Origin of the sequence: Candidatus Paracaedibacter symbiosus, assembly GCF_000757605.1 — a bacterium.
GTDB classification, from domain to species: domain Bacteria; phylum Pseudomonadota; class Alphaproteobacteria; order Paracaedibacterales; family Paracaedibacteraceae; genus Paracaedibacter_A; species Paracaedibacter_A symbiosus.
In genome coordinates this window covers 396,466-419,895 of record NZ_JQAK01000001.1, presented here as the reverse complement: position 1 = coordinate 419,895, position 23,430 = coordinate 396,466, and the positions used below count along the sequence as shown (strand labels likewise).

16 protein-coding genes, 2 rRNA genes and 3 pseudogenes (1 of these 21 only partly in view) are annotated in these 23,430 nt (G+C 40.3%); 12 read left to right on the top strand and 9 right to left on the bottom strand.

The genetic code is table 11. From position 1 onward, the window contains the following. The 4 genes and pseudogenes from IG80_RS0101920 to IG80_RS14900 all read left to right on the top strand — a co-directional run. Positions 1-1,298 (top strand): 23S ribosomal RNA (locus tag IG80_RS0101920); it begins 1,468 nt to the left of the window's first position. A 95-nt stretch (positions 1,299-1,393) separates the two neighbouring features. After that, positions 1,394-1,508 (top strand): 5S ribosomal RNA (gene rrf, locus IG80_RS0101915). A gap of 334 nt (positions 1,509-1,842) precedes the next feature. Then, complete coding sequence (locus IG80_RS15485; protein ID WP_032112357.1) at positions 1,843-2,097, top strand: hypothetical protein; 255 nt, start codon at positions 1,843-1,845, stop codon at positions 2,095-2,097. Continuing rightward, a pseudogene (locus IG80_RS14900) lies at positions 2,079-2,210 on the top strand (transposase); the annotation flags it as partial. The gene IG80_RS15485 and the pseudogene IG80_RS14900, both read left to right, overlap by 19 nt. Before the next feature lie 18 nt (positions 2,211-2,228). Here the strand turns inward: IG80_RS14900 and tnpA are convergent. Beyond that, positions 2,229-2,573, bottom strand: a complete 345-nt coding sequence (tnpA, locus tag IG80_RS12280) for an IS200/IS605 family transposase (RefSeq protein ID WP_075553138.1) — start codon at positions 2,571-2,573, stop codon at positions 2,229-2,231. A 45-nt stretch (positions 2,574-2,618) separates the two neighbouring features. On the opposite strand from tnpA, the gene IG80_RS0101900 reads away from it, so the two are divergent. Further along, the gene (locus IG80_RS0101900) at positions 2,619-2,918 is read left to right on the top strand and encodes a transposase (protein WP_032112356.1); all 300 of its coding nucleotides are present in this window, start codon (positions 2,619-2,621) and stop codon (positions 2,916-2,918) included. Positions 2,919-3,059: 141 nt separating this feature from the next. On the opposite strand, the pseudogene IG80_RS16470 reads toward IG80_RS0101900, so the two are convergent. Further along, a pseudogene (locus IG80_RS16470) lies at positions 3,060-3,305 on the bottom strand (IS3 family transposase); the annotation flags it as partial. A gap of 108 nt (positions 3,306-3,413) precedes the next feature. On the opposite strand from IG80_RS16470, the gene IG80_RS12270 reads away from it, so the two are divergent. Beyond that, on the top strand, positions 3,414-3,809 hold the full coding sequence (locus tag IG80_RS12270; protein WP_052045887.1) for an IS3 family transposase: 396 nt from the start codon (positions 3,414-3,416) through the stop codon (positions 3,807-3,809). Positions 3,810-3,836: 27 nt separating this feature from the next. On the opposite strand, the gene IG80_RS0101885 is transcribed toward IG80_RS12270, so the two are convergent. After that, on the bottom strand, positions 3,837-4,493 hold the full coding sequence (locus IG80_RS0101885; protein ID WP_032112355.1) for a sensor histidine kinase: 657 nt from the start codon (positions 4,491-4,493) through the stop codon (positions 3,837-3,839). A gap of 95 nt (positions 4,494-4,588) precedes the next feature. Then, the gene (locus IG80_RS0101880) at positions 4,589-5,326 is read right to left on the bottom strand and encodes a PAS domain-containing protein (RefSeq protein ID WP_156961997.1); all 738 of its coding nucleotides are present in this window, start codon (positions 5,324-5,326) and stop codon (positions 4,589-4,591) included. 507 nt (positions 5,327-5,833) lie between these two features. Between IG80_RS0101880 and alr the strand changes: the two genes are divergently transcribed. From alr to IG80_RS16675, 3 genes and pseudogenes are all read left to right on the top strand, one after another. Continuing rightward, positions 5,834-6,982 (top strand): alanine racemase, encoded by a 1,149-nt coding sequence (gene alr / locus IG80_RS0101875; RefSeq protein WP_052045885.1) that lies wholly within the window; start codon positions 5,834-5,836, stop codon positions 6,980-6,982. 4 nt (positions 6,983-6,986) lie between these two features. Next, positions 6,987-7,856 carry a glutamate racemase gene (murI, locus tag IG80_RS0101870; RefSeq protein ID WP_052045883.1) on the top strand — a complete coding sequence of 290 codons (870 nt, stop codon included), beginning with the start codon at positions 6,987-6,989 and terminating at the stop codon, positions 7,854-7,856. A gap of 124 nt (positions 7,857-7,980) precedes the next feature. Continuing rightward, positions 7,981-8,028: pseudogene (locus tag IG80_RS16675) on the top strand (hypothetical protein); the annotation flags it as partial. A gap of 44 nt (positions 8,029-8,072) precedes the next feature. On the opposite strand, the gene IG80_RS0101865 reads toward IG80_RS16675, so the two are convergent. Next, positions 8,073-8,804, bottom strand: a complete 732-nt coding sequence (locus tag IG80_RS0101865; protein WP_032112353.1) for a 4'-phosphopantetheinyl transferase family protein — start codon at positions 8,802-8,804, stop codon at positions 8,073-8,075. Between the two features lie 375 nt (positions 8,805-9,179). Between IG80_RS0101865 and IG80_RS0101860 the strand changes: the two genes are divergently transcribed. Both IG80_RS0101860 and IG80_RS0101855 read left to right on the top strand, forming a co-directional pair. After that, positions 9,180-15,044: a type I polyketide synthase gene (locus tag IG80_RS0101860; protein ID WP_052045881.1), complete on the top strand. Its 5,865-nt coding sequence runs from the start codon at positions 9,180-9,182 to the stop codon at positions 15,042-15,044. A 324-nt stretch (positions 15,045-15,368) separates the two neighbouring features. Further along, positions 15,369-15,788, top strand: coding sequence for a hypothetical protein (locus IG80_RS0101855; RefSeq protein ID WP_198027080.1), 420 nt, complete (start codon positions 15,369-15,371; stop codon positions 15,786-15,788). A 352-nt stretch (positions 15,789-16,140) separates the two neighbouring features. Here the strand turns inward: IG80_RS0101855 and IG80_RS0101850 are convergent, their stop codons facing one another. From IG80_RS0101850 to uvrC, 4 genes are all read right to left on the bottom strand, one after another. Beyond that, the gene (locus IG80_RS0101850) at positions 16,141-17,100 is read right to left on the bottom strand and encodes a flagellar motor protein MotB (RefSeq protein WP_032112351.1); all 960 of its coding nucleotides are present in this window, start codon (positions 17,098-17,100) and stop codon (positions 16,141-16,143) included. 5 nt (positions 17,101-17,105) lie between these two features. After that, positions 17,106-17,963, bottom strand: a complete 858-nt coding sequence (gene motA / locus IG80_RS0101845; RefSeq protein WP_032112350.1) for a flagellar motor stator protein MotA — start codon at positions 17,961-17,963, stop codon at positions 17,106-17,108. 360 nt (positions 17,964-18,323) lie between these two features. Next, positions 18,324-18,869 (bottom strand): CDP-diacylglycerol--glycerol-3-phosphate 3-phosphatidyltransferase, encoded by a 546-nt coding sequence (pgsA, locus tag IG80_RS0101840; protein WP_032112349.1) that lies wholly within the window; start codon positions 18,867-18,869, stop codon positions 18,324-18,326. Positions 18,870-19,027: 158 nt separating this feature from the next. Beyond that, positions 19,028-20,869 carry an excinuclease ABC subunit UvrC gene (gene uvrC / locus IG80_RS0101835; RefSeq protein ID WP_032112348.1) on the bottom strand — a complete coding sequence of 614 codons (1,842 nt, stop codon included), beginning with the start codon at positions 20,867-20,869 and terminating at the stop codon, positions 19,028-19,030. 1,045 nt (positions 20,870-21,914) lie between these two features. On the opposite strand from uvrC, the gene IG80_RS0101830 reads away from it, so the two are divergent. Further along, positions 21,915-23,426 (top strand): F-box protein, encoded by a 1,512-nt coding sequence (locus IG80_RS0101830; protein ID WP_032112347.1) that lies wholly within the window; start codon positions 21,915-21,917, stop codon positions 23,424-23,426. Positions 23,427-23,430 lie beyond the last annotated feature (4 nt).

The following is a 23,430-nucleotide window of genomic DNA, read 5'->3' as shown; positions in this document are numbered from 1 at the left end:
AAGAACTTCCAGGAAATAACCCTCACGTATAGACCGTACCCGAAACCGACACTGGTGGATGAGTAGAATATACTAAGGCGCTTGAGAGAATGGTGTTGAAGGAACTCGGCAAATTGATCCCGTAACTTCGGAATAAGGGATGCCTAGTCAAAGGCAACTTCAACTAGGTGGCACAGAATCGGGGGTAGCGACTGTTTAACAAAAACACAGGACTATGCAAAGTCGCAAGACGAAGTATATGGTCTGACGCCTGCCCGGTGCTGGAAGGTTAAGAGGAGGTGTGCAAGCACTGAATTGAAGCCCCAGTAAACGGCGGCCGTAACTATAACGGTCCTAAGGTAGCGAAATTCCTTGTCGGGTAAGTTCCGACCTGCACGAATGGCGTAACGACTTCCCCACTGTCTCCAACACCAACTCAGTGAAATTGGATTCTCCGTGAAGATACGGAGTTCCCGCGGTCAGACGGAAAGACCCCGTGCACCTTTACTACAGCTTTGCAGTGGTATTAGGAATAATATGTGTAGGATAGGTGGGAGCCTATGAAAGCCGGGCGCCAGTTCGGTGGGAGGCAATCTTGAAATACCACCCTTATTGTTCTTGATATCTAACTGAGGCCAGTTATCCTGGTCCAGGACCCTGCATGGTGGGTAGTTTGACTGGGGCGGTCGCCTCCGAAAGAGTAACGGAGGCGCGCAATGGTAGGCTCAAGTTGGTCGGAAATCAACTGTTGAGTGCAATGGCATAAGCCTGCCTGACTGTAAGACACACATGTCGAACAGAGACGAAAGTCGGTCATAGTGATCCGGTGGTTCCTCATGGAAGGGCCATCGCTCAACGAATAAAAGGTACGCCGGGGATAACAGGCTGATCTCCCCCAAGAGTCCACATCGACGGGGAGGTTTGGCACCTCGATGTCGGCTCATCACATCCTGGGGCTGAAGCAGGTCCCAAGGGTTCGGCTGTTCGCCGATTAAAGTGGTACGTGAGCTGGGTTCAGAACGTCGTGAGACAGTTCGGTCCCTATCTGCCGTGGGTGTTCGATACTTGAGAGAACCTGTCCCTAGTACGAGAGGACCGGGATGGACGTACCTCTGGTGTATCGGTTGTAGCGCCAGCTGCATCGCCGAGTAGCTACAGTACGGACGAGATAACTGCTGAAAGCATCTAAGCAGGAAACTCATCTCAAAACTAGGTATCGCCATTAGAGCCGTGATAGACCATCACGTTGATAGGGTGGATGTGTAAGCTCAGTAATGAGTTCAGCTAACCACTACTAATAGCTCAATTGGCTTGATTTACTCAACCACGTTTACCCACACCCAGGTAATGTCAATAGAAAAATTGATTTTTTCATCACAATTATCCAATTCTATACTAAAGGGTATAGAGTTGGCTTGGTAGTCATAGCGAGGGGAAAACACGCGATCCCATCCCGAACTCGACCGTTAAGACCCTCCGCGCCAATGATACTTGGGCTTAAGTCCTGGGAAAGTAGGTCGCTGCCAAGCTTACTCTATATCCTTTTTCTGTTCCTTCTCTTCTTCCTTTTTTTCTTCTTTTACATTTACATTGCTTTATTTGTTTTCTTCTTCCACCCTGTTAAGTTAATGGTAAAACTGTCGCTTTTTCAGATAAATCATTTTAATTTTAATTATGAGGAAGTCATTTCTTTGGTTCTTTTGCTTTTTGATTGGGGGTTTTAATTTAAATCGATAACTAATTTGATATGGATTACCTCCCATTTCCCAATGGCTTTAACAGTCGCCAACATACTCTACAGTGCCCTCTATTTAGCAAGCGAAACTGATCCCGCCATAGATAATACTGGGACTGGCTGATCCCATGCTCATTACAATAGTGTGGCCACTGATTGTTCTCTCTGCCCTAAGAGGACAATCAGAGCCTTCTTCTCAACTTGCCCATTGTCCCCGTTGCATCTTCCTCCTCCTGTTGGTGTTTAAATCAACAGAAAGAATCCTTTATTTCAACCTTTTTCCAAACTGGGGCAGTATATCAGCTGCATGGTATAAAGAAGAGGCAGAAAAATCATTTAATATATGTGTTGGGATTTATGTGGCAAGTACCCCAAAGCCATAGAATACTTGGCAAAAGATCGAGAAACGTTACTGGAATTCTATAATTCTCCCGCTGAGCATTGGCTTCTTATCCGTACAACCAATCCGATAGAGTCCACCTTTGACACACTTCAATGCTTCAACTTTATCCATTTAGGCAAGCTGATTTCTTACATATTGACTAGTAGTTTCTTCATTGGTATTTCCAATCGTTCCTACAAAATAACTTTGAATCCGTAGCTTACCACATTCCTGGATGAAGCCTAAAGGATTCTCTTGCTGAAATACTTTTGATGATTTGCACATAATATCTAATGGTGATACTTGAGGTTCCGATCGGACAACCAGGTGAATATGATCTACAGGAATCTCAAGTTCGACGATTTCAATATTATAGTCGTAACCTACTTGCTCAATAATATTTTTTAGAACCGTACGGTAAAGTTCCGTAAATATCTTAGGGCGATATTTGATCTTGCAACTATTTAGCAGACACATTGAAGAGGAACGAAGAATATAAATCGTTACCTTTAGGAGTGTGTTATGAATCAAGGAAAAATGAGAACGTATGATAAAGAATTTAAGGTTAATGCCATGAGTCTTTATTTATCGAGTGGTAAAAGCTACCAACAAATTAGCCAGGATTTAGGAATACCAGGCTCAACGCTTGCTGGTTGGGTAGAAGAACATAAAAAAGCAGGGGCAGAAGCGTTTGTTGGCAAAGGTCACATTAAAATTGCTGACAATGAAATAGTGCAACTAAGGAAAGAGCTTGCCCTTGTAAGGGAAGAAAGGGACATCTTAAAAAAAGCACTGGGCATCTTCTCCTGCCTGCGCAAATGAAATATCAGTTTATGCAAGAGCATCAACATGACTTCAAGATAGAGAGGATGTCCCAAGTGCTGAATGTAGCGCGCGGTGGATACTATCCACATATAGCCATCCCTCATGAGTCGCCACATAAGTACAATCTGCAACCCACCGTTAATTAGGCTTTTGTGCACTAAAATCTTGAGCCAATAAATTAGGCGCTGGGATGTCCTTCTTATTGGCGCGGGTAGTCACTTTAAAGCGTTTTTTCATTTTGGCCATCATGCCAGATGTTTTCATAATCCTTGCAACTCTCTTACTTGAACACATCTGGCCGTCTTCCAATAATTCAGCATGGATACGGGGGGCCCCATAGCTTTGCCGACTTTCTTCCTGAATAGCCTGTATTTTAATCCTTAAGCGTTCATTTTCTTGAGCCCGTTTTGAAGGTTTTGCCTTACTTAATAAGTGGCCACAGTGCTCGACTTATTTTCTCGAAAGATTATTGGGCTTGCTATGGGATAACGGATGACTGACGGTTTAGTGATTGCCGCACTTCGACAGGTCTTAACACATCGCCAACCTCAAACAGGACTTGTACATCATTCTGACCGTGGCCGCCAGTATACCAGTTGCAACTTTCAAAAGGAGTTAGAAATGCATGGTATTACTTCCAGCATGAGTCGTACCGGAAATTGCTATGATAATGCAGCCATGGAGTCTTTTTATCATACCCTTAAAACTGAGCATGTTTATTTTGAATCTTATCAAACAAGGGAGCAAGCTAAGCTAAGTATTTTCGAATATATAGAAGTTTTTTATAACTGCAAGCGACGTCACTCAAACTTAGGATATGTCTCTCCTGCAGTTTTTGAAATGCAATGGCATAAACAACAAATTATTTCTCTTTATACTGTCCATTAAATGGTTGCAAGATCATTATTTGCAATACTACCCTTTCTGCAAGGTGAACTTAAAGCAGGCACCAGGTCCTGATTGAGTATCCAACCATATTTCCCCACCATGTTGCTCAATAATTCGGCGACAGATAGAAAGTCCCAATCCACTTGAACGACCGCTTGCTTTGGCGCTTAAACGCTTAAAAGGCTGGAAAATTTCATCTTTAAATTCTTCAGGCACTCCCGGACCATTGTCCTTGATGCTAATAACCCATAGAGATTTTTTTCTTTGGGTAGAAATGGATATTATTAAAGGAAGGTCTCCTCGATAGCGGATAGCGTTAGAAATAACATTTTGGAAAACAATTTGAAGTTGTTGATTATTTCCCCAAACAGTAGGCAATTTTTTGAGAACGATTTTAGCTTCAGCCTGCTCAATTAAGGTGTTTAAAACAGTAATGGTTTGAGTCACCACGTCATTCAAACAAACTAATTCCATCTTCATTTCTCGATTGGCGGCAGAATAATCCAGCAAGTTTTTAACCAATGAACCACCATAGGAAGCGGTATGTAATAACCTTTTTAAAAGATCTTCAATTTCATCATAATCTTTTGCCTTAAATTTTTCATAAATAAGCGAAGTTGCTAAGCTTATATTTCGTAAAGGATCACGCAAGTCATGGGCTGCTGAATAAGCGAATTGGTGCAATTCTTCATTCCGTTGTTCAATAAGCTTTGTTTTCTGAGCAAGCGTCTCAAGAAGCTTCTTTTCTTTAGTGATCTCTGTGACGGTGAAGATTACACCTAAATAACAGTTGTTTTTTTAAATGGGATAGCTGATGCGCGAAATATTTTTGTCGAGCCATCTTTTGTTTCCAGGTAAATTTCTTTATTTAAAATCAATTCCCCCTCTAAAGCTCTCGGGATAAGTCCCTTATTTTTTGTATATCTTTTTCCTTCTTTATCGTAGCGCTTGGGAAAAAAATTATCCCATGCTTGATAGGTTAGATGCCCTTTAAAGCCCATTTCAGAGAGAAGTTCCTCAGCTTTCTTGTTAACGACTTGAAACTCGTATTTATCATTAATAAAAAGCAAAGCTTCACCCATATTGGCGAGCAGGGAATGAGAAAAGTCTTTTGTGCAATTCAGCTGAGTTTCAAATTTTAATTCTTGAGTGTGATCAATCATCAAACCTGCAATTGCAATTATTTCATTATTAGGGGCGAAAATTGGTGTTTTATATACGGTTCTGCGATGTTGCTTATCCTCAACATGAAAGGTAAGAGAGCAGCGTTTTTTTAATACCTCCTGGTCGCTTGAATAGGAGTGAGCTGCAATATCCGGCGGGATAAAATCAGCATTTACCTTATTAATAATCTGTTCCATTTTAATATTAAAGAATTCAAGAAAACTGTTATTAACCCACCGATATTTACTTTCGGTGCAGCGTACCCAAGCGGGATGCTCCAAATACTCTAACAGGGCAAGAGAAGAATTACCTAAGAACGCTTTATCAAAAGTATGCTCTGTTATTATTTTCATTACTTTTACTTTATAAAATAGGGAGGTGACAATAAAATTAAAGGGAGGGATTGCCAAAAGAGGAATCCCCACCAACTATCACTGCAGATCATATGTATAATTTTACGAGGTAATCTTTTTTAAAAAACGATTAATATCATATAACCTTTATTGCACCTCTCAGCCCTTAATTGTTATTATCATATATAGACCAATAAGCATTGCAAGGTAAAAATGTGAGCACGCAGGAAGAACTATTATTCTTTTTTTCATTGATTTATAAGCTTAGAACGCAGTTTTCCAACAATTCGAATTCTTACTCAGGTAATTTATTTAGAAAAAAATTGAGTGCCCAGTAAGTCCCTATCCCTCCAGTCAATAAGAAGCATTAGAAAGCCTACTTGTTGTTAATTCCTCTTAAGTAAAAGGTAGCCTTTAGGCACCTTGGCATAACCATATTGATAAAACTAATGGAACATTTCCCATTCCTTAAAGAAACTAAACAGCTGGGTTCCTAGGGTTCTTGACTTGTATTTTCATGGGCATTATCATACGAAAGAAAAATATAACATTTATCTCATGAGCCTAAAAATGAGTCGCACAGCGATTGCAATCTTATCCACGGAAAACCTCATACACAATTTGCAAGTGATTAAACAAAAAGTTAATCCTGCAAAAGTTGTTGCTATGATCAAAGCAAATGCTTATGGGCATGGTCTTAGGTCTGTTGCTTTAAGGCTGGATAAGCATGCTGATATCCTGGGCGTCGCCTCCATTGATGAAGCACTTGCCTTACGTAAAATTGGTGTTAGTACTCCAATCTTGCTGGCCGAAGGGGTTTTTGAACCAAACGAATTATTATTAGCCTCTACAAATAATTTTCATGTTGTCTTCCATAATGAAATGCAACTGGAGTGGCTTGAGAAAAGCTTGTTACCTATCCCTTTACATGCGTGGATGAAAATTAATACTGGGATGGGAAGATTGGGTTTTAGTATTGAACAAGCCAAGTTGTATTATCCTAGGTTATTAAATAGTCAACAACTCAAAAAGCCTATTAAAATAATGTCTCATTTGGCGTGTGCGGATGAAAAAGATCATCCATTAAATGGAGAACAGATTCAAGTATTTAAAAACTTTATTAAAAACATCAACGGTGAATTTAGTCTTTCTAATTCAGCGGGGATTTTTAATTTTCCTGATTGTTATTTTGATTATGTGAGACCCGGCCTTGCGCTTTATGGTGTTAATCCAATAGAAGGCGGTCGGGCGGAAGCCCTTGATTTAAAACCTGTTATGACCCTGCAGACAAGTTTAATTTCTGTGCAAACTCTCCCGAAGGGCTCCTCTATCGGCTATAAGGGAAGGTATTGCTGTCCCGAAGATATGCAAGTGGGTATTATTGCATTTGGATATGGTGATGGTTACCCTTTGACAGCGAAAGATGGGACTCCGATTCTTGTCAACAATATAGAATGCGCACTTGTAGGGCGAGTATCTATGGATATGATTGCGATCGATTTGAGAACATGTCCTAATGCTAAAATTGGAGATCCTGTCATATTATGGGGAAATGGATTGCCGATTGAGCGTGTCGCAGAGTATACATCAAATATTCCTTGGGATATGCTAACGGGAATTCAAAATAGGGTAAAATTTCTTTGGACGCAGGCATAATGGCATGGAAATGAAAGTACGTCCTATCGGTGTATATGATAGCGGTATTGGAGGATTAACAGTCTTAAAAGTGTTGAAGGAAAAGCTCCCGAATGAAAGCTTTGTTTACTTCGCAGATACAGCGAATTTACCCTATGGAAATAAATCAAAAGCACAAATAATTGATTACTCAAACAATATAATATCTTGGTTTCAAAATGATATAGGGGCGAAACTCGTTGTGGCTGCTTGCCATACAAGTTCTGGTCTTGCCTTAGAGGAGATATCAGATAATTTTGCAGTTCCCATTGTGGGAACTATATATCCGTTGCTTAACTGTATCCTAAATAACGATTTTTATAAGAAAATAGGTGTCATTGCGACGCCGGCTTCGGTGGCAATCCGAACACATGAAAAGGTTATTATAAAGCATGGTTTTCATGGCCAAATATTTTCTATCGAATGCCCGGATTTTGTTCCTCTCATAGAAGCTGATCAATTAAACATGGATGCCTTAAAAGAATGTGCAAGAAATTACTTAAGCATATTTGAAAGATTGCAATTGGACACGCTCATATATGGGTGCACACACTATCCTCTTATTAAGTCAGTAATTGAAGAAATTTTACCAAACGGCATAAGGTACATTGATCCTGCAGAGCATATAACACAAGAAGTGGTCAGATTACTTACTCAAAATAGTCTCTTAAATGAAAGTAGCGACCAAACTCCCTCACGTTTCTATTGTAGTAATAACCCCGAGCTTTTCTCAACTAAAGTAGAAAAACTGATGGGAATTTATAAACCGTCAATCGCTCTTAAAGATGTCCACAATTCATCCATAGAATGTCAAGAGAATGGAAGCTTCAAGCAAATCGATGCGGCTTTGTTGTAAAACTTATAGCAATGAAAGGTGTCTTTTCGAATCGGTGAGTGGAGAAGGTATAAAGGAAGTATTCGTCAAACTGTGCCAGTTCTGTTAAAAGTGTGAAAGCACTAAGGTCCGGGATAATGGTAAAGTGGTCACCAAAGCTTTATACAATGTACTGGACGTTAACCAGCATGGATACAAGGAAATCCTTGGTTTTTACGGGACGGATTCAGAAGGGGCTCACCTCTTTAATAGATGCAACAAAATCTCAGGCGACGGCCTGATATTAATAAAATTTATCTTTGTTTCTTTCTTCCTAATTGCGACAGCTCCCAAGTAGCAAGGAAGAGACGTAATCGAAAAGAAAGACCATTCTTCTAATTCCTCTTTAATGTCATAAAGCTTTACCACTTTGAATTCATCTTTGGGTAGAATAGTTGTTTCTATACGAGAAAGAGGATAGGAAAGCCCCACTCCTAAAGCTTTTAAAAAGGCTTCTTTAATTGTCCAGGTTTTATAAAATAACTGTAACTTATCAATTTTATTCAATTTTTCAAAGACCAGCGACTCATTATGGGTCATAATGGCAGGGCCTAAATCTTTGACTTCAAGATCATTATTTTTATATTCAATGTCGATGCCAATATTATGGTGGAAAGAAAATGCGTAGCAAGCAACATTATGAGAATGGGACATACTGAAATATAAATCAGCATTTTGTTTAGAGAGGGGTTTAAGGAATTCATTATAAGCATAATCTACTTCTGAGGGAGGAAGAGAAAGGTATTTGCCTATCAAAATTCTCAGAAATCCGTGCGAAATAATATAACGCTTTTTTAGATGTGCAAAGACGAACTTATCTGCTCGCTCCTTTTCTTCAGAAGAAAGATATGAGGAAAAAGTTGAAATGTACTTTTCAAACTTGTCTAAATTAATAGAAATTACATTTATGACATTTTCAGAATTAATCATGTTCTCAGGTACGCGCATTTTAAATGAAATAAAATTGTAGGTTTAATATTATTGGTAATATGGCTACTCTCTCTGAGAATTTAAAATTAATACATAATATATATATTATTTGGAATCAAAGGCTTCTTTTCTCACGTATAAAAGGAAGCTATGCTTCACTAGTTCTAGTTCCAGCATATAAGTTTGGCATTTTATTTTCCATTCCTTAATTTGATGCAGTTATTTTTTACCTCCTTAAATTGCAAACGCGGCAAAGCCGCCTGCACTTAATTATAAACCTCCATGTGAATAAATTAATTAAATGTTATCTTTTAATCCTTAAACTTATTAACAGGTTAACAGGCAAAAAATATTCCACATGGCAAGAGGTCAAGTTTGATAAATAGCCTTACTTATGCTGACTATGATAATTTCCCTGATATTATTAATTTTTATTCTTCTCACAAGGGTAATAGTATTGCTTACCGCTTCTTGTCATCAGAACAACAAGAGGTGACAATAACCTATCAAGAGCTTGCCACCAATGCGCGTACAATTGCTGCTAATCTAACGACCTACTGTGATAAAGGTGACCGTGCTGTCTTAATTTTTAATCCTGGCTTAGAGTTGATCCAAGCATTTATAGGTTGTCTTTATGCTGGCGTTATTCCCATTTTACATTATCCGCCCACTAACCAAAAATTGGTGGATAAGCTAAACCGTATTATGGAAAATGCAGGGGCTAAGTTAGTCATTGCTCCTATTTTCTTAGAAAAAAAACTTGAAAGTCTCAATTTTTCAGAAAATAAACTCTGGCTTACCTATGAACAGCTTAATGCAGCTTCTGTCATTAGTTGGCAGTCTCCAAAGCTGCAGCTAGATGATATTGCCTTTCTTCAATATACTTCGGGGTCGACGGGGGATCCCAAAGGGGTGGCAATCTCTCATAGTAACATTCTTGACAATGCGCGCCTTATTCGCCCAGCCTATGGTTTGGATAAGGAGAATGTAACTATAGTTAGCTGGTTACCCCCATACCATGATATGGGGTTAATCGGTGGTATTTTAAGCCCTCTCTATTCTGGTGTTCCAAGTATTCTTATGGCCCCTTTAACCTTCATGATGCACCCCCTCAAGTGGCTAAAAGTCATAACTGATTATAAAGGTACAATTAGTGGGGGGCCCAACTTTGCTTTCGACTATTGTGTTGAACGCATTAAACCCGAAATGAAGCTAGAGTTGGATCTCAGCAGCTGGGACTGTGCCTTTAATGGGGCTGAACCGATTAATTTCAAAACATTGGAACGCTTTTACCACGCTTTTAAGGACTGTGGGTTGCGTTGGGAATCTCTATTCCCCTCATATGGGATGGCTGAGACAACCCTATTTATTGCTGGAGCCGCATTAGGCGAGGGACCAATCATTAAGACGGTCTCAGCTGCAGGGTTACAAGACGGAAAGGTGTTCCCTCCTCAAGATGAAGAGGATCTCTATACCTATGTCAGTTCTGGTCGACCGAGGATGAAAGTGGCCATTGTTGAGCCACAAACCGCTCAACGCTTAGGCGAGGATGAAATCGGTGAGATCTGGGTACAAGGCGCCAGTGTGGCTCAAGGTTATTGGCAGCGCCCGCAAGAAACACGAGAAACATTTGCGGCCAAGATTGCCGGTGAAGAAGGTAACTATTTACGCACCGGGGATCTGGGCTTTATGAAAGATGGCGAGCTCTATATCGCTGGTCGCATTAAGGACATGATTATTGTCCATGGGCGCAATTATTATCCGCAAGATATTGAATATGTTTCTCAAAATAGCCACCCTCTCATTAAATCATCGGGATGTGCCGCCTTTAGTCTTGACACTCTGGGTGAAGAAAAAATCTGCGTCGTCGTTGAAATTCAAGATAAAGGACCAGAAACCTATCCTGAAATAGTCCAAGCAATTCGCAAAGCTGTTCTGGAAGAACTAGAGCTTCACATCAATCGCCTTATTCTAATTCCCCCAAGAGCTCTCCCTAAAACCACGAGTGGTAAAGTCCAACGTCGTAAGACCAAAAAAATGATCTGTGATGGTGAAATTACCATTTTGCAGGATGATCAGGATTCTGACTCATCTGTCAGGAGTGATTTGCCGCTCAACAACGTCACCAATGACGAAGCACAGTCACTCAAAAAATTTATTATTGACTGGATACAATCTCAAGGCCTCATGAATGCCTCTCAAAGCATCCCAGAAGATGTGCAATGGACTGAGCTTGGTTTTGATTCCTTGCGCGCTGTTAAGCTGTGTGTTGCTCTGGAAGAACACCTCCAACGGCCGATTAATCCTATTATTATGTGGGACTATCCCACACTAAGTAAACTTACTCATCATTTGACAGGTGCCACTCAACAAGCGATAAAAACAGGTTCAACCCTTGACATCTGTTGGAAAGAAAAGATCGCTATTATTGGGATGGGCTGTCGCTTTCCTGGGGCTACCCATAACCCGTCAGCCTTTTGGAGCTTGCTGGAGGAGGGAAAAGATGGGATCCAAAAAGTACCGCTAAGTCGCTGGAAACGTGATCTGTACTCTCATACCGATCTCGATTCGGGTAAGCAGTTCAGTCAATGGGGCGGTTTTATCGATAAGGTTGATCAATTTGATGCTAGTTTCTTTAATATCAGTCCCCGTGAAGCAGAAATGATGGACCCCCAGCAACGCGTAGTTTTGGAGACGGTTTGGCAAGCCCTTGAAAATGCCAACATTAACCCAGAACAATTGCACGGCACACAAACAGATATCTTAATGGGTGTCTCGACATCTGATTATAGTACTTTACTACAACGATATGAGTCGCTTGAGAACTTAACTGCCTATTTAGGAACAGGCGGCGCCCTTAGCGCTAACGCAGGACGGCTTGCATACATTTTAGGAACTTATGGCGAAGCTATTACTATAGATACGGCTTGTTCGTCTTCCTTAGTTTCTATCCACCATGCCTGTGATAATTTGCGATCGGGTGAATGTAACCTGGCAATTGCGGGAGCGGTTAATCTCATCCTCTCTCCCAACCTATCAATCATATTCTCAAAAGCCCACATGCTCTCGCCTGAAGGGCGCTGTAAAACCTTTGACGAGTCAGCCGATGGATATGTAAGAAGTGAAGGCTGCGGCGTTGTGATTTTAAAACGCATGAGCGATGCCCTTCGTAATGGTGATCATATCTTGGGAGTGATCCGCGGCACGGCTCTTAACCAAGATGGTGCGAGCAACGGATTTACAGCTCCCAATGGTCTGTCACAGACCAAGGTAATTCAGGAAGCCTTGCATCGATCTGACCTAACACCTAATGACATTGATTACATAGAAAGTCATGGGACTGGGACTTCGCTAGGCGACCCGATTGAGGCCCAATCTATTGGTTCTGTTTATGGACAGGATCGGCCCTGTGATCGGCCTCTCCTCATTGGTGCTGTTAAAAGTAATATTGGGCATCTGGAAGCTGCTGCCGGTATGGCAGGACTCATCAAAGTTATTCTCTCTCTCCAACATGAAGCTATCCCCGGTAATCTTCACTTTAACAAGGTAAATCCCCTAATTGATCTCAACCGTATCCCCGCCCAAATCGTAACGGGAATGGTTCCTTGGAAACGTGGGTCGCGGATCCGCCGTGCTGGCATTAGCTCCTTTGGTTTTACCGGCACCAATGCCCATGTGATTGTTGAGGAAGCTCCACTCCCACATGAAAAGCCTACTAATCCTGTTGACAGAACAGCTCACCTTCTGACCCTATCAGCTAAAACTGAGGCCTCGCTCACTCAACTGGTCAAGGCTTATCATGACTATCTCCAAGATCACTCTAAACTTGATATAGGGGATGTATGTTACACTGCTTCTACAAGCAGAGCTCATTTTTCTCATCGCTTGGCTGTGGTCGGCAATAGCATCACCCAGCTCACAGAAAAACTTGGTAGTCATGAGTATACTCAAGGTGTTGTGAAGAGCGGATTCAATCCTAAAATTGCCATGCTCTTTACAGGGCAAGGATCTCAATATGTTGGTATGGGGAAAGGTCTTTACGAAACACATCCGGTCTTCAAAGAAGCTTTGGATGGCTGTGCTACCATCTTGATGCGGTATCTTGACTATCCGTTGTTTGACCTATTATGGAAGGACAGCGAAGCTATTCATCAAACGCAGTACACTCAGCCTTGCTTGTTTGCATTAGAATATGCCCTTTACAAACTGTGGCAAAGCTTTGGCATCGTACCCTCTTTTGTCATGGGACACAGCGTTGGTGAATATGTTGCCGCCGTGGTGGCTGGAGTCATGAGCCTTGAAGACGGTCTGAAGCTAATAGCGACCAGAGGCAAACTGATGCAGTCGCTAGCCAAAGGCGGCTCCATGGCTGCCTTGAATGTGGATCAAGAAACACTGGAGCAATTACTTGAAGAAGTGCAAGAAAGAGTAGATATTTCCGCTGTTAATGGTCCAAAACAAAAGGTGATTTCTGGCTCCGTTGCTGCTATCGAGAAGGTGTTGCATCTTGCAGCTGTTAGAGGTATTAAGGGCCAGCAGCTGCGCGTCTCACACGCCTTTCATTCTTCGTTGATGGACCCAATTCTTGAAGAATTTCAGGCAGTGGCTGCCACCATCACCTATCATAATCCTCAGCTAGGTTTGATTGGAAACTTAAAAGGCGAGGTAATACGGCAAGCCCCAGACGCAGCCTATTGGACGCAGCATTTGCGGCAAGCGGTGCTATTTGAAAAGGGGATTCAGTCTTTAGAGCAAGAGGGTTGCCATATCTTCTTAGAGGTAGGTCCCAACCCCATCCTGACCGCTCTTGCCAAAGGGTGTGTTGGAACAGGTAATCCTCAAGTCTTTACCTTTTCCTTGCAAGGTGGTAAGGATGATTGGCAGCAGTTGAATCTAGCTATTGCTACTCTTTACACCCATGGTGTTTCGATTGACTGGGAAGGTATTGACAAACCCTATCACCGACAAAAAATCAATCTGCCAACCTATACTTTCGATCATCAACGCTATTGGGCTAAAATTTTAGATGAAGAAACAACAAGTTTGTCAGGATCAAACTTTAAAAATCAAAGAACGACACAACATGCTACCCCAGTTATCCCAAACGATAATGGTCTTTGGGGCCAATTAAACAGCTCTGATGTTCTGATAAATGACAAACGTAACCTTATCCAAAGCATGGTAGAGAAATCACTCAAGGAGATCCTTGGACTTCCATCAAATGCTCCTTTTAATGAAGAACAGAACTTCCATGAGACAGGATTTACCTCTCTCATGGCGCTTGAATTAACAACAAAATTAGAAAATATATTGCACCACAACATATCTATTCCCTTGACGGACTTGGCGAATAACTATCAGTTGAAATTGTTGACTGATTACTTGCTTAATAAAATTGCAGGCATCTCATCTGTTAAAAACGCGTCATCATACTCTGTCGAACTTTCGCAAAAGTTAGAGATGCTATTTTGCATCCATCCCATCGGTGGTAATACGCTCTGCTATAAACCTCTAGCCCAAGCATTAAAAAATAGCTATTTTCTCTATGGGATTCAACAACCTTGGCTTGAATTACAAGAGAACATTGGCACAATTGAGGATATGGCTAGATTATATATCCAAAACATTCGCACCCTTCAACCTAAAGGGCCTTACCGACTTTTGGGATGGTCTATGGGAGGCGTCATCGCTCATGAAATCGTCCATCAGCTTGAAACCGCAGGAGAAACTGTTGAGATTTTGACCTTGATCGACCCTTTTTTCCCTGATGATAAGACAGCTAATCAAGCAAAGATGAACAGTCAAAATCAACGAATTGTTGAATTTTTCATCAATCTAGCAGATCAAAACGATACGCTCATTGAAATGAATTATAAGGAATATAAAGACTTAGATGGAAAAGATCTTCAATCGTATCTTGTTAATCTAGCAATTCGGCATAACCTTTTAAGAGAAGGGGAGGCGGCAGAATCTATATTTTTAGCACTTTACAATCAAATGACTTATAATTATGAAGTTTTGCTTGATTATCAACCAAAACGAATAAAAGCTAAGACCCTTGTCTTCCGTGCAACTCAAAATGTGACCTTCGGAATAAGAGAAAATCAGTTTTGGCAAAGCTTAAGTAACGGCAACATTGTGATCTATGACTTACCATCAACTCATTATTCAATTATTAAAGAACCATTTCTCGAAAAAATAGTTACCTTATTAAAGGAACAACAAAAATTTGAAACGTAGCCAAAATCCCGACGAAGATTATTGTAAATAAACGGTATCATTAACTTAACCAAATGAAGGTCAAGTAAAGTGTATGATTATGTCCAAAGGCATTCACAAATCTAAACATTTTAAAATTTGCGATAGAACCAGAAAAACCAAGAAATGAGCCCCCTTCCTTTCTATTCCCAAATAACTGACGATGTCTATTAGACCTTGCATTTTACTAAAAAATATTTTTAAGTACAGGTGTAAGATAATTTATTACAAATATATTAAATAAAACGAGTAATTAAAATGACCCTAAACTCTTTAATTAAAACTGGAATTTGTTTGTTTTTCACAATGACTTTAATAAACGCGATGCAGCAGGAAGATAAGATTCCTATTACTGTTACCAATAATTATTGTTCCTCGAATACGAAGATGGAACTAACAGTTTATTATGAGAATCAAAAAGAAGCCGCTTTTTTTTCGTTTAACGTTCCTACCAAACAACAAGAACCGATTATAGCAAAACAACAAGAACCGAATATAGATTTTAATCTTCCTCGAAGTCCCTTGATAAAAAAAATAGACTGCCTGTGGTTGAATAATAGTATAGTGGCCCCTGCCGATAATGACCCAGATTTTGATTCCTGCCCGACTGTGCTAGCAAAATCATTATTGACTGTCGAAAACCCTCATTTATTAACCCATATTTATTTAACATGCAGCCATCTAAAAATTGAGGCTATATTTGAAACTCTGCCCAAACAGCTATAAGTTAATATGGGTATCATTGACTTAGACAGATCATGAACCAAACCAATAATGAGCGATAAAAAGCGCGTTTAAAATGGGTGGAGGTTTATGGTCAAGTAAAAGATGCAGGTGTTGTTTGTCGTAGATGTGGGATCTTTGTCTTACACTTCGCAAATGGTCGTCACAGTTAATTGAAAACTCCCGAAACGTCTGTGAATCTCGCAGCTCAACACAATCTCATGGTGGTTGATGTGTTTTTTGAGGGAGTTTTGCCTCCACCGTATCTGAAAGAATTATTCTAAGGCTTTCAGTCTTCATCATGATGGTTTTCCTTGCCTGAAGCTTTCTGCCTTAGTTTTTCTTTTGTTACCTTTTAAATTGGAATTTCACGCATAAGTGTAATGGAGATCCTTCTGTTGGAGGCGTCTTTGGGATCGTTCCCATTAAAAGGGTCTTTGTCAGCTCGACCAACCACAGAATCAAATCGGCTATCTGCAACGCCTGTTTCAGCTAAGACTCGGCGAGTTGCATTGGCTCTTTCCGCAGAAAGTTCCCAGTTGCTGAATAAGCTATTGTTGGTATAAGGCACTGAGTCTGTATGTCCTGAGATGTCAATTTTGTTGGGAATATCCTTAATCGCACGAGCAACTTGGACCAATATTTCATGCATTTGTTTATACATGCGGCTGCTGCCACTGGGGAACATTGATTGATGGTTTTGATCAATAATGTTAATTTTAAGGCCTTCTTTTGTTTCTTCAATACTAATATTATCTCTCAATTCTTTTAGCTCCGGAGCGCTTTCCATTGCTTGCTTAACTTGATTAGAAACTTCCTTAAAAGCACGTTCTTCTTCAGCTTTATTTTTAAAAGTGCGAGTGTTAATGAGTTTGGACTCGATATCTTTTTGCGCTTGTATCTTTTGTTTTTCTTCTTCGGTCATACCGGCATATTTTGAAGCATCTTCTTCTTGGCTTTTTGAGTCACCTGCAGCTTGACCTCCATGACCTTTTTCGGTGGGAGGAGCAGGTTTGATGGCAATGCGTGAGCTTGATTCCTCCATTGTCCCATCTTTTTCTTTAATCGATAATCCTGCCATCACGCCGACGTTGCCACCAACACTGGTGCCTGCAGAGATTGGATCGAAAAAGTTCGCAATACCACGCTTTTGTTCTTCAGAGGTTGCATTGATTAACCACATAAGTAAAAAAAATGCCATCATCGCAGTGACAAAGTCTGCATAGGCGATTTTCCAGCTGCCCCCATGATGGGCATGGTGGGCGGCTTTTCGTATTTTTTTAATGATTATTGGTTGTTTTTTTTCATCGCTCATGGCGGTTATACCGAATCGGTGGCAATGGCTTTTTCAAGCTCATAAAAATCGGGTCTGTATTCAGATTCAATTGATTTTCTGGCATATTCGACGGCAATAGCGGGAGCATACCCATTCATACAGGCAAGAATCCCAGCTTTCATGCAGTTAAAATATTGTGCTTCTGACTCATAAAGCGATTTAACGATGTTGGACAAAGGGCCAATAAAACCATAGGAAAGTAAGATACCCAAGAAAGTCCCCACAAGAGCAGCTCCAATGAGTTTTCCTAAAACTTCTGGCGGTTGGTTAATCGAACCCATCGTATGAATAACCCCTAAAACAGCGGCAACGATACCAAGAGCTGGCATAGAATCAGCCATGTTTTGCAGCGCCGTACTGATGAGCCCGCGTTCGTGATGATGAATGTCGATTTCTTGAGTCATTAACTCTTCCATCTGATGGACGTTTTCACTCCCCATGGTCAACATTCTTAAGTAGTCGCAAAAAAAGGTGATGGCTTCATGGTGTTCCATAAAGTGAGGGTAGTTGGAGAAAATTTTGCTTTCCTTAGGGGTTTCAATGTGCGTTTCAAGTTCCAGCATGCCTTTAGTCTTAATCAGTTTAAAGAGGGCAAACTGTAGGGTCAAAAGCTCGAGATAATCTGCTTTATCAAAAGCTTTCCCTTTTAACGCCATTTTCAGGCTGGATCCTAAGTGAGATAAAACATACTTGGTATTCCCAATAATGAATGCACCGATAGCAGCCCCGACAATGATGATAAATTCCGCTGGTTGCCATAAAACAAAGATGTGCCCTCCGTGTGCGACGTAGGCGCCGATAACACAGGAAATGACAACCAGCATTCCGATTAAAATCATCATGAGAAAAAATCCAGAACAGTTTATTATAACCCTGCCATTAGAGTCTCACACCATTCGTTAAAAAATCATGAATGCGTCAGTTTTATAATTCTTAGGCTCTGTGAACCTCATTTCCCCAAATTTCTCGAAGTATATAAAATATTCTCTCGAAATTTGGCATCATTTTCAGCTAAAAATGTCTCAAAATCATCTTTGCGTGAATTAGGTACATAGAGCCTAGAAATAATAGTAAAAATCTTGTGGGAGTATATGAAGACGATTGCTTTAGGATTAACTTGTTTGGGAATGAAGGATGAAATTTTAAGTAACTACCAAAGAGAGACTTATTTTTTACAAAAGTTAGCCGTGCTGAGTCCTCTGTTAAAAATATCTGGATGCTCTTTTTAAATAATCCATCATGGTGATGAGAGTGAGAATAGCAGCCATCCATAATAAGGTTTCACCAATATAAGATTTTTCTGGAAGCGTTGTATCTTCAATCAAAATCGTAAAAATTGCTAACATTTGGATAGCCGTTTTCCATTTTGCTAGGCGACTGACGGGAATATTAACATCAAGTTCACTTAAAGTTTCGCGCAAACCCGAGATTAAAATTTCACGGCACAAAATAATGGTGGCAGGGATAATCGCCAGACGTGAGATTTTATCAAATCCAGCCATAAGTAAAAGGGTCGTCGCGACCAACATTTTATCGGCGATAGGATCAAGAAACTGGCCGAGTCTTGATGTCTGTGATAAGGCACGTGCCAAAAATCCATCTAAGTAATCAGTCACACAAGCACTACAAAAACTTAAAGCAGCTACCCAACGCCCCACTTGCGTATTACTGAACATGGCAGCAACGACAACGGGAATCAGCAAGATCCGGATAAAGGTGAGAGTGTTTGGTACAGTAGGAAGTGTCATGGTCTCGTTTTGCTATTCTAATGTTCAATGAACAAATGGGTTGTAATTTTAGTGCCAGCTCAACATAGAAATACTCTTCTATTGTTATCCTTATGTCAAGCCCCGGGGGAACAACCGACAATGAAGCATTATTTTTCTTATACTCCTTTTACGCTATTTTATCTCTCATGAAAATACTGATAAATTGTTTTTGCAATAGATTTATTTATGCCAGGCACAGTCATGAGTTCTTTGAGCGTGGCATTGATAACGCCCTTAGCAGAGCCAAAGTGTTGTAATAACGCTTTTTTTCTTGCTGCGCCAATGCCTGAAATTTCGTCAAGTTGCGATGTAATTAATTTTTTTTGTCGGCCGGCTCGGTGGGTGCCAATGGCAAAGCGATGCGCTTCATCGCGCAAGCGTTGCAGATAATGAAGGGCAGGCGTATTTTCAGGTAAGGAAAATGGTGCCATATTTTCCATAAAGAACCGTTCACGTCCCGCATTGCGTTCTGGTCCTTTAGCAACGCCCACAACGGTAACCCCTTCGATTGATAGTTCTCGAATCACTTCTAACACGGCATTGAGTTGGCCAAGCCCCCCATCAATCAACATCAGATCTGGCAAGTTCCAATTATCGTCACTGGCGCGAAGCAAACGGCGCCGCAACACTTCACGCATCATCGCATAATCATCGCCCCCAAAATCTTGCCCTTGAGATTGAATTGCGAACTTGCGGTAGGCCTTTTTATTAAATCCTTTTTCATCTGCTACCACCATCACGCCATAAGGATTGGTTCCTTGAAGGTGACTGTTGTCATAGATCTCAATGCGTGCAGGGCGTTCCTTCATCTGAAACACGGTGGCAATTTGATCTAGAAGATTGCCAACAACCGCGGTTTCAGATAAGCGCCGGTTAATCGCATCGGTGGCGTTGGAAATAGCGTGTTGCAAGAGCTCTTTTTTCGTTCCTGAGGGATTAATATCGATGCTGATTTTCTTATGGTAATGCTTAACGATGGATTGTTTGATAAGAGCAAATTCCGCTGGTTCTTGATTAAGGATAATGGTTGAGGCTGGTTCATGGCTTGTATAAAATTGATTGAGAAAAGCAGCAATACGCTCTCCCAGAGAAGAGTCTTCTGTGTGGGCTAAGAAGAATGAGTCATTACCAAAGTTTTGCCCTTGGCGGAAAAAGAAAATCTGCAGGCAGGTTTGACCACTATGTTCAACAATGGCAATCACATCAGCATCTTGAATCCCATGGACATTAATTCGTTGATGCGCCAAAATACGGCTAAGCAGGCGGATACGGTCGCGATAAGTCGCTGCTTCCTCAAAGGCAAGGCGATCACTTGCCTCGTGCATTTTTGTTGCAAGGAAACTTTGAACTTGATCCGTTTTTCCCCCAAAATAATCAATGGCTTGACGTACCAGAACAGCATAATCACTTTCCGAGATCTTATTCACACAAGGAGCTGAGCAGCGTTTAATGTGGTACTGCAGGCAAGGCCGGGTTCGATTGGCAAAAAAAGAATCGCTACAGTTGCGCAGTAGAAAAACTTTTTGCAAGAGAATCAGAGCCTCTTCTACAGCCGGAACACAGGCAAAGGGACCAAAATATCGCCCTTTAACTTGTTGGGGCCCCCGATGTTTTTCGAGCCTTGGAAAAGGGTGATCCGCCGTGATTAAGATATAGGGGAAGGATTTATCATCTTTTAATAAAATATTATAGCGGGGTTGGAGCTGTTTAATTAGATTGCTTTCTAACAGCAATGCTTCAATCTCGCTATGGGTTGTTACGATTTTCATCGAGGTCGTTTCAGCAACCATACGGCGTAGACGATTGGGAAGTTTTGCGATTTGAGTGTAGTTGACAACCCTTTTTTTCAGGTTTTTTGCTTTACCAACGTAAAGGGGATCCCCCTTTTCATTAAACATTTGATAAACGCCAGCTTCATGCGTAAGCGTGGCAACTACATCTTGAATAATTTTTTGGCCGTAATCGATGGAAATCGTCATGTCATTCTAGAATTCTTTGTTAGTTCTATTTTAAGTATTTATCGTCATGGCGAGCCTTTGAAGAGATGGCTCCCTCTTGGGGGCTCTTCGCAATGACAGGGCGGAAAGTTTCTCCTAACTTTATAGCAAAGATATCTGATATCTCAAAGAGTTAACAAAAGGTTAAAAGTTTTCCACCAAACCTGTGGATAACATTGTGGAAAAAAACGTGGGCATGCTGGGGGAAGGGACAGAAACCCTAGGGCAAAAGCTGCCTGCTCATTTTTTAAGCTGTTATATTAACTTGTTGATTTTGCTATGTTTTTTATTGGTTCAAACTACATGATGATAGAAAAGAGCGACGATTTGCCCGTCAAGAATTTTTTATATAAAATTGTGAATAAATTTGTTTCGTTTGAAGCGGTAAAAGGGACAATTAATTAGTTGGGATTTTAAAGAATATCTTCTTTTCCGGAAAAGAGTTGCTGGGCATTACTATATGCAAATCAAACTGTTAATACTTTATTAATACTTTTCCACCAAACCTGTGGATAACATTGTGGAAAAAACGTGGGCATGCTGGGGGAAGGGACAGAAACCCTAGGGTAAAAGCTGCCTGCTCATTTTTTAAGCTGTTGTGTTAACTTATTGATTTTACTATGTTTTTTATTGGTTCAAACTACATGATGATAGAAAAGAGCGACGATTTGCCCGTCAAGAATTTTTTATATAAAATTGTGAATAAATTTGTTTCGTTTGAAGCGGTAAAAGGGACAATTAATTAGTTGGGATTTTAAAGAATGCTTCCATTCCTCGATTTGTTGTAGATAAGGCGAACGGCAATTTTTAACTATTTCGAAATAGCAGGTAAAAAGGGTTAAAAAGGACTTATATCACCAACTATATAGGAACCTAAGCTCATAGGGGGAAAGAGAGATCAAATAAAAATGGAAGGGAATTCACAAATTTATTGAAACCATTAATTTTATACTTACTTATAGAGATGTCTGGGTTTTACTTCATATCAATTTTCTCATAGGATTTCAATAAAAAAGGAGTTTTTTAAATGAAAATACTAACAAAAATCTTACCCCTCTTTCTCTCTGCTGCACCAATGACAATCATGGCTATGGAAGTAGATGATATTAATCCTTCCAAGGGCATCAAAAGGCCGTACAGTTCAATAAAGGCAGAAGAAGAAAAAGAAAAATCTCAAGAGCACAAAAGGCAAAGAACCCAAACGCAAGAAATCATTGCTGAGCTTGATCAAAAAGAACCTAGCGAGAAATATATAGAGATATATAAGGGAAGTGAGAAATATAAGAAAATTGACGATTTTGAAAATCACCTAGAGTCTTTAAAAAGCCTTACCCCGGGATTTAGAAAATTAAGCCTGGGCAACGATCCTGACAACAGATTAGAAGATATGGAGGCTGTACTTGAGCAGCTGAAAAAAAGATATCGTTGTGACTTCTTTGCCAAGCCAACTTCCTCAAATTTTAATATTACAGACTATCTTTCAGATGAACTTAAACAAGAAATACTCTCTTATTGTTCGAAGAAAGATTTAGCAAATTTGATATTGGTTTCCCATGATGTAAGAGATGCTGTCTATAGTCTTGCACCTTTTTTCCAGGAGGTAGTAAAGTGTGGGCAGTATAACAATATTAATGAATTTTTGGATGAATTTTACCATGGGAGTTCCCGTGCTTATGCTGCTGCAGGGATTACACAACGCCAGAGTCACAAATCATACAGCTTTTGGCGGAATAAGTGGCTGGATTTAGCTTTTGAGGCTGGTGATTTGTCAGCTGTCTCTTTTATCTTTCAAGATGGAGTATTTAATGATTCCAAAGGAAAGGCGGACGGAGCAGACAAACTTCTAAAAGTTATAGAAGAAGTTTATAAAAGACAGGAAGTAGGCAAAGATTTCTCGTTAGATAAGGGGATAGCAAGTTACTTAAATCACCAAATCCACGAAGGTAAAACAAAAAAGGAAGTTTTAAAAGTTGTTAACATACTAAAAACAAGCTTGTCTAGATCTATAGAGGCAAACCTTATCCTTAGTCGGGTTTTCCTCACTGGAAAAAAAGTAGGTAAACAAAATAAGGTAGAAGCAATTCCTCCAAGCACGCTTTACGCGCTTCAATACTATCATAAGGCAGAAAAAATAGCAAATACTTTACCAAGCTTTCAAAGAGGCCAAACTCACTATGAAATGGGGTTATGGTACCTTATCACGCACACTACGATCAAAGGTAGCTACAAAAAAATTTCACCACAAGATACCAGCGCGTTGGAACGTATCAGTAATCACTGGGAAAAAGCGATTGAAGCCTGGGCTGAAGCAGAAGAAGGAAATCGTCAAAAAGCAGTTACTCATTTTAAAGAAACTATTATGAAAAGCCCCCTTGTTTCCTGGTTGGAACCAAAGCAATCAAAAGGCTCCTCTGCTCATCCTACATTGCTTTCAACAACTCAGAAACACTACCGTGAGAGATTGATAGAAAATGGATACCTACCTTTCAAGTTTTTAGAAAAATTATATGAAAAAGATAAAAAAATAATGATGCGCTAAAACC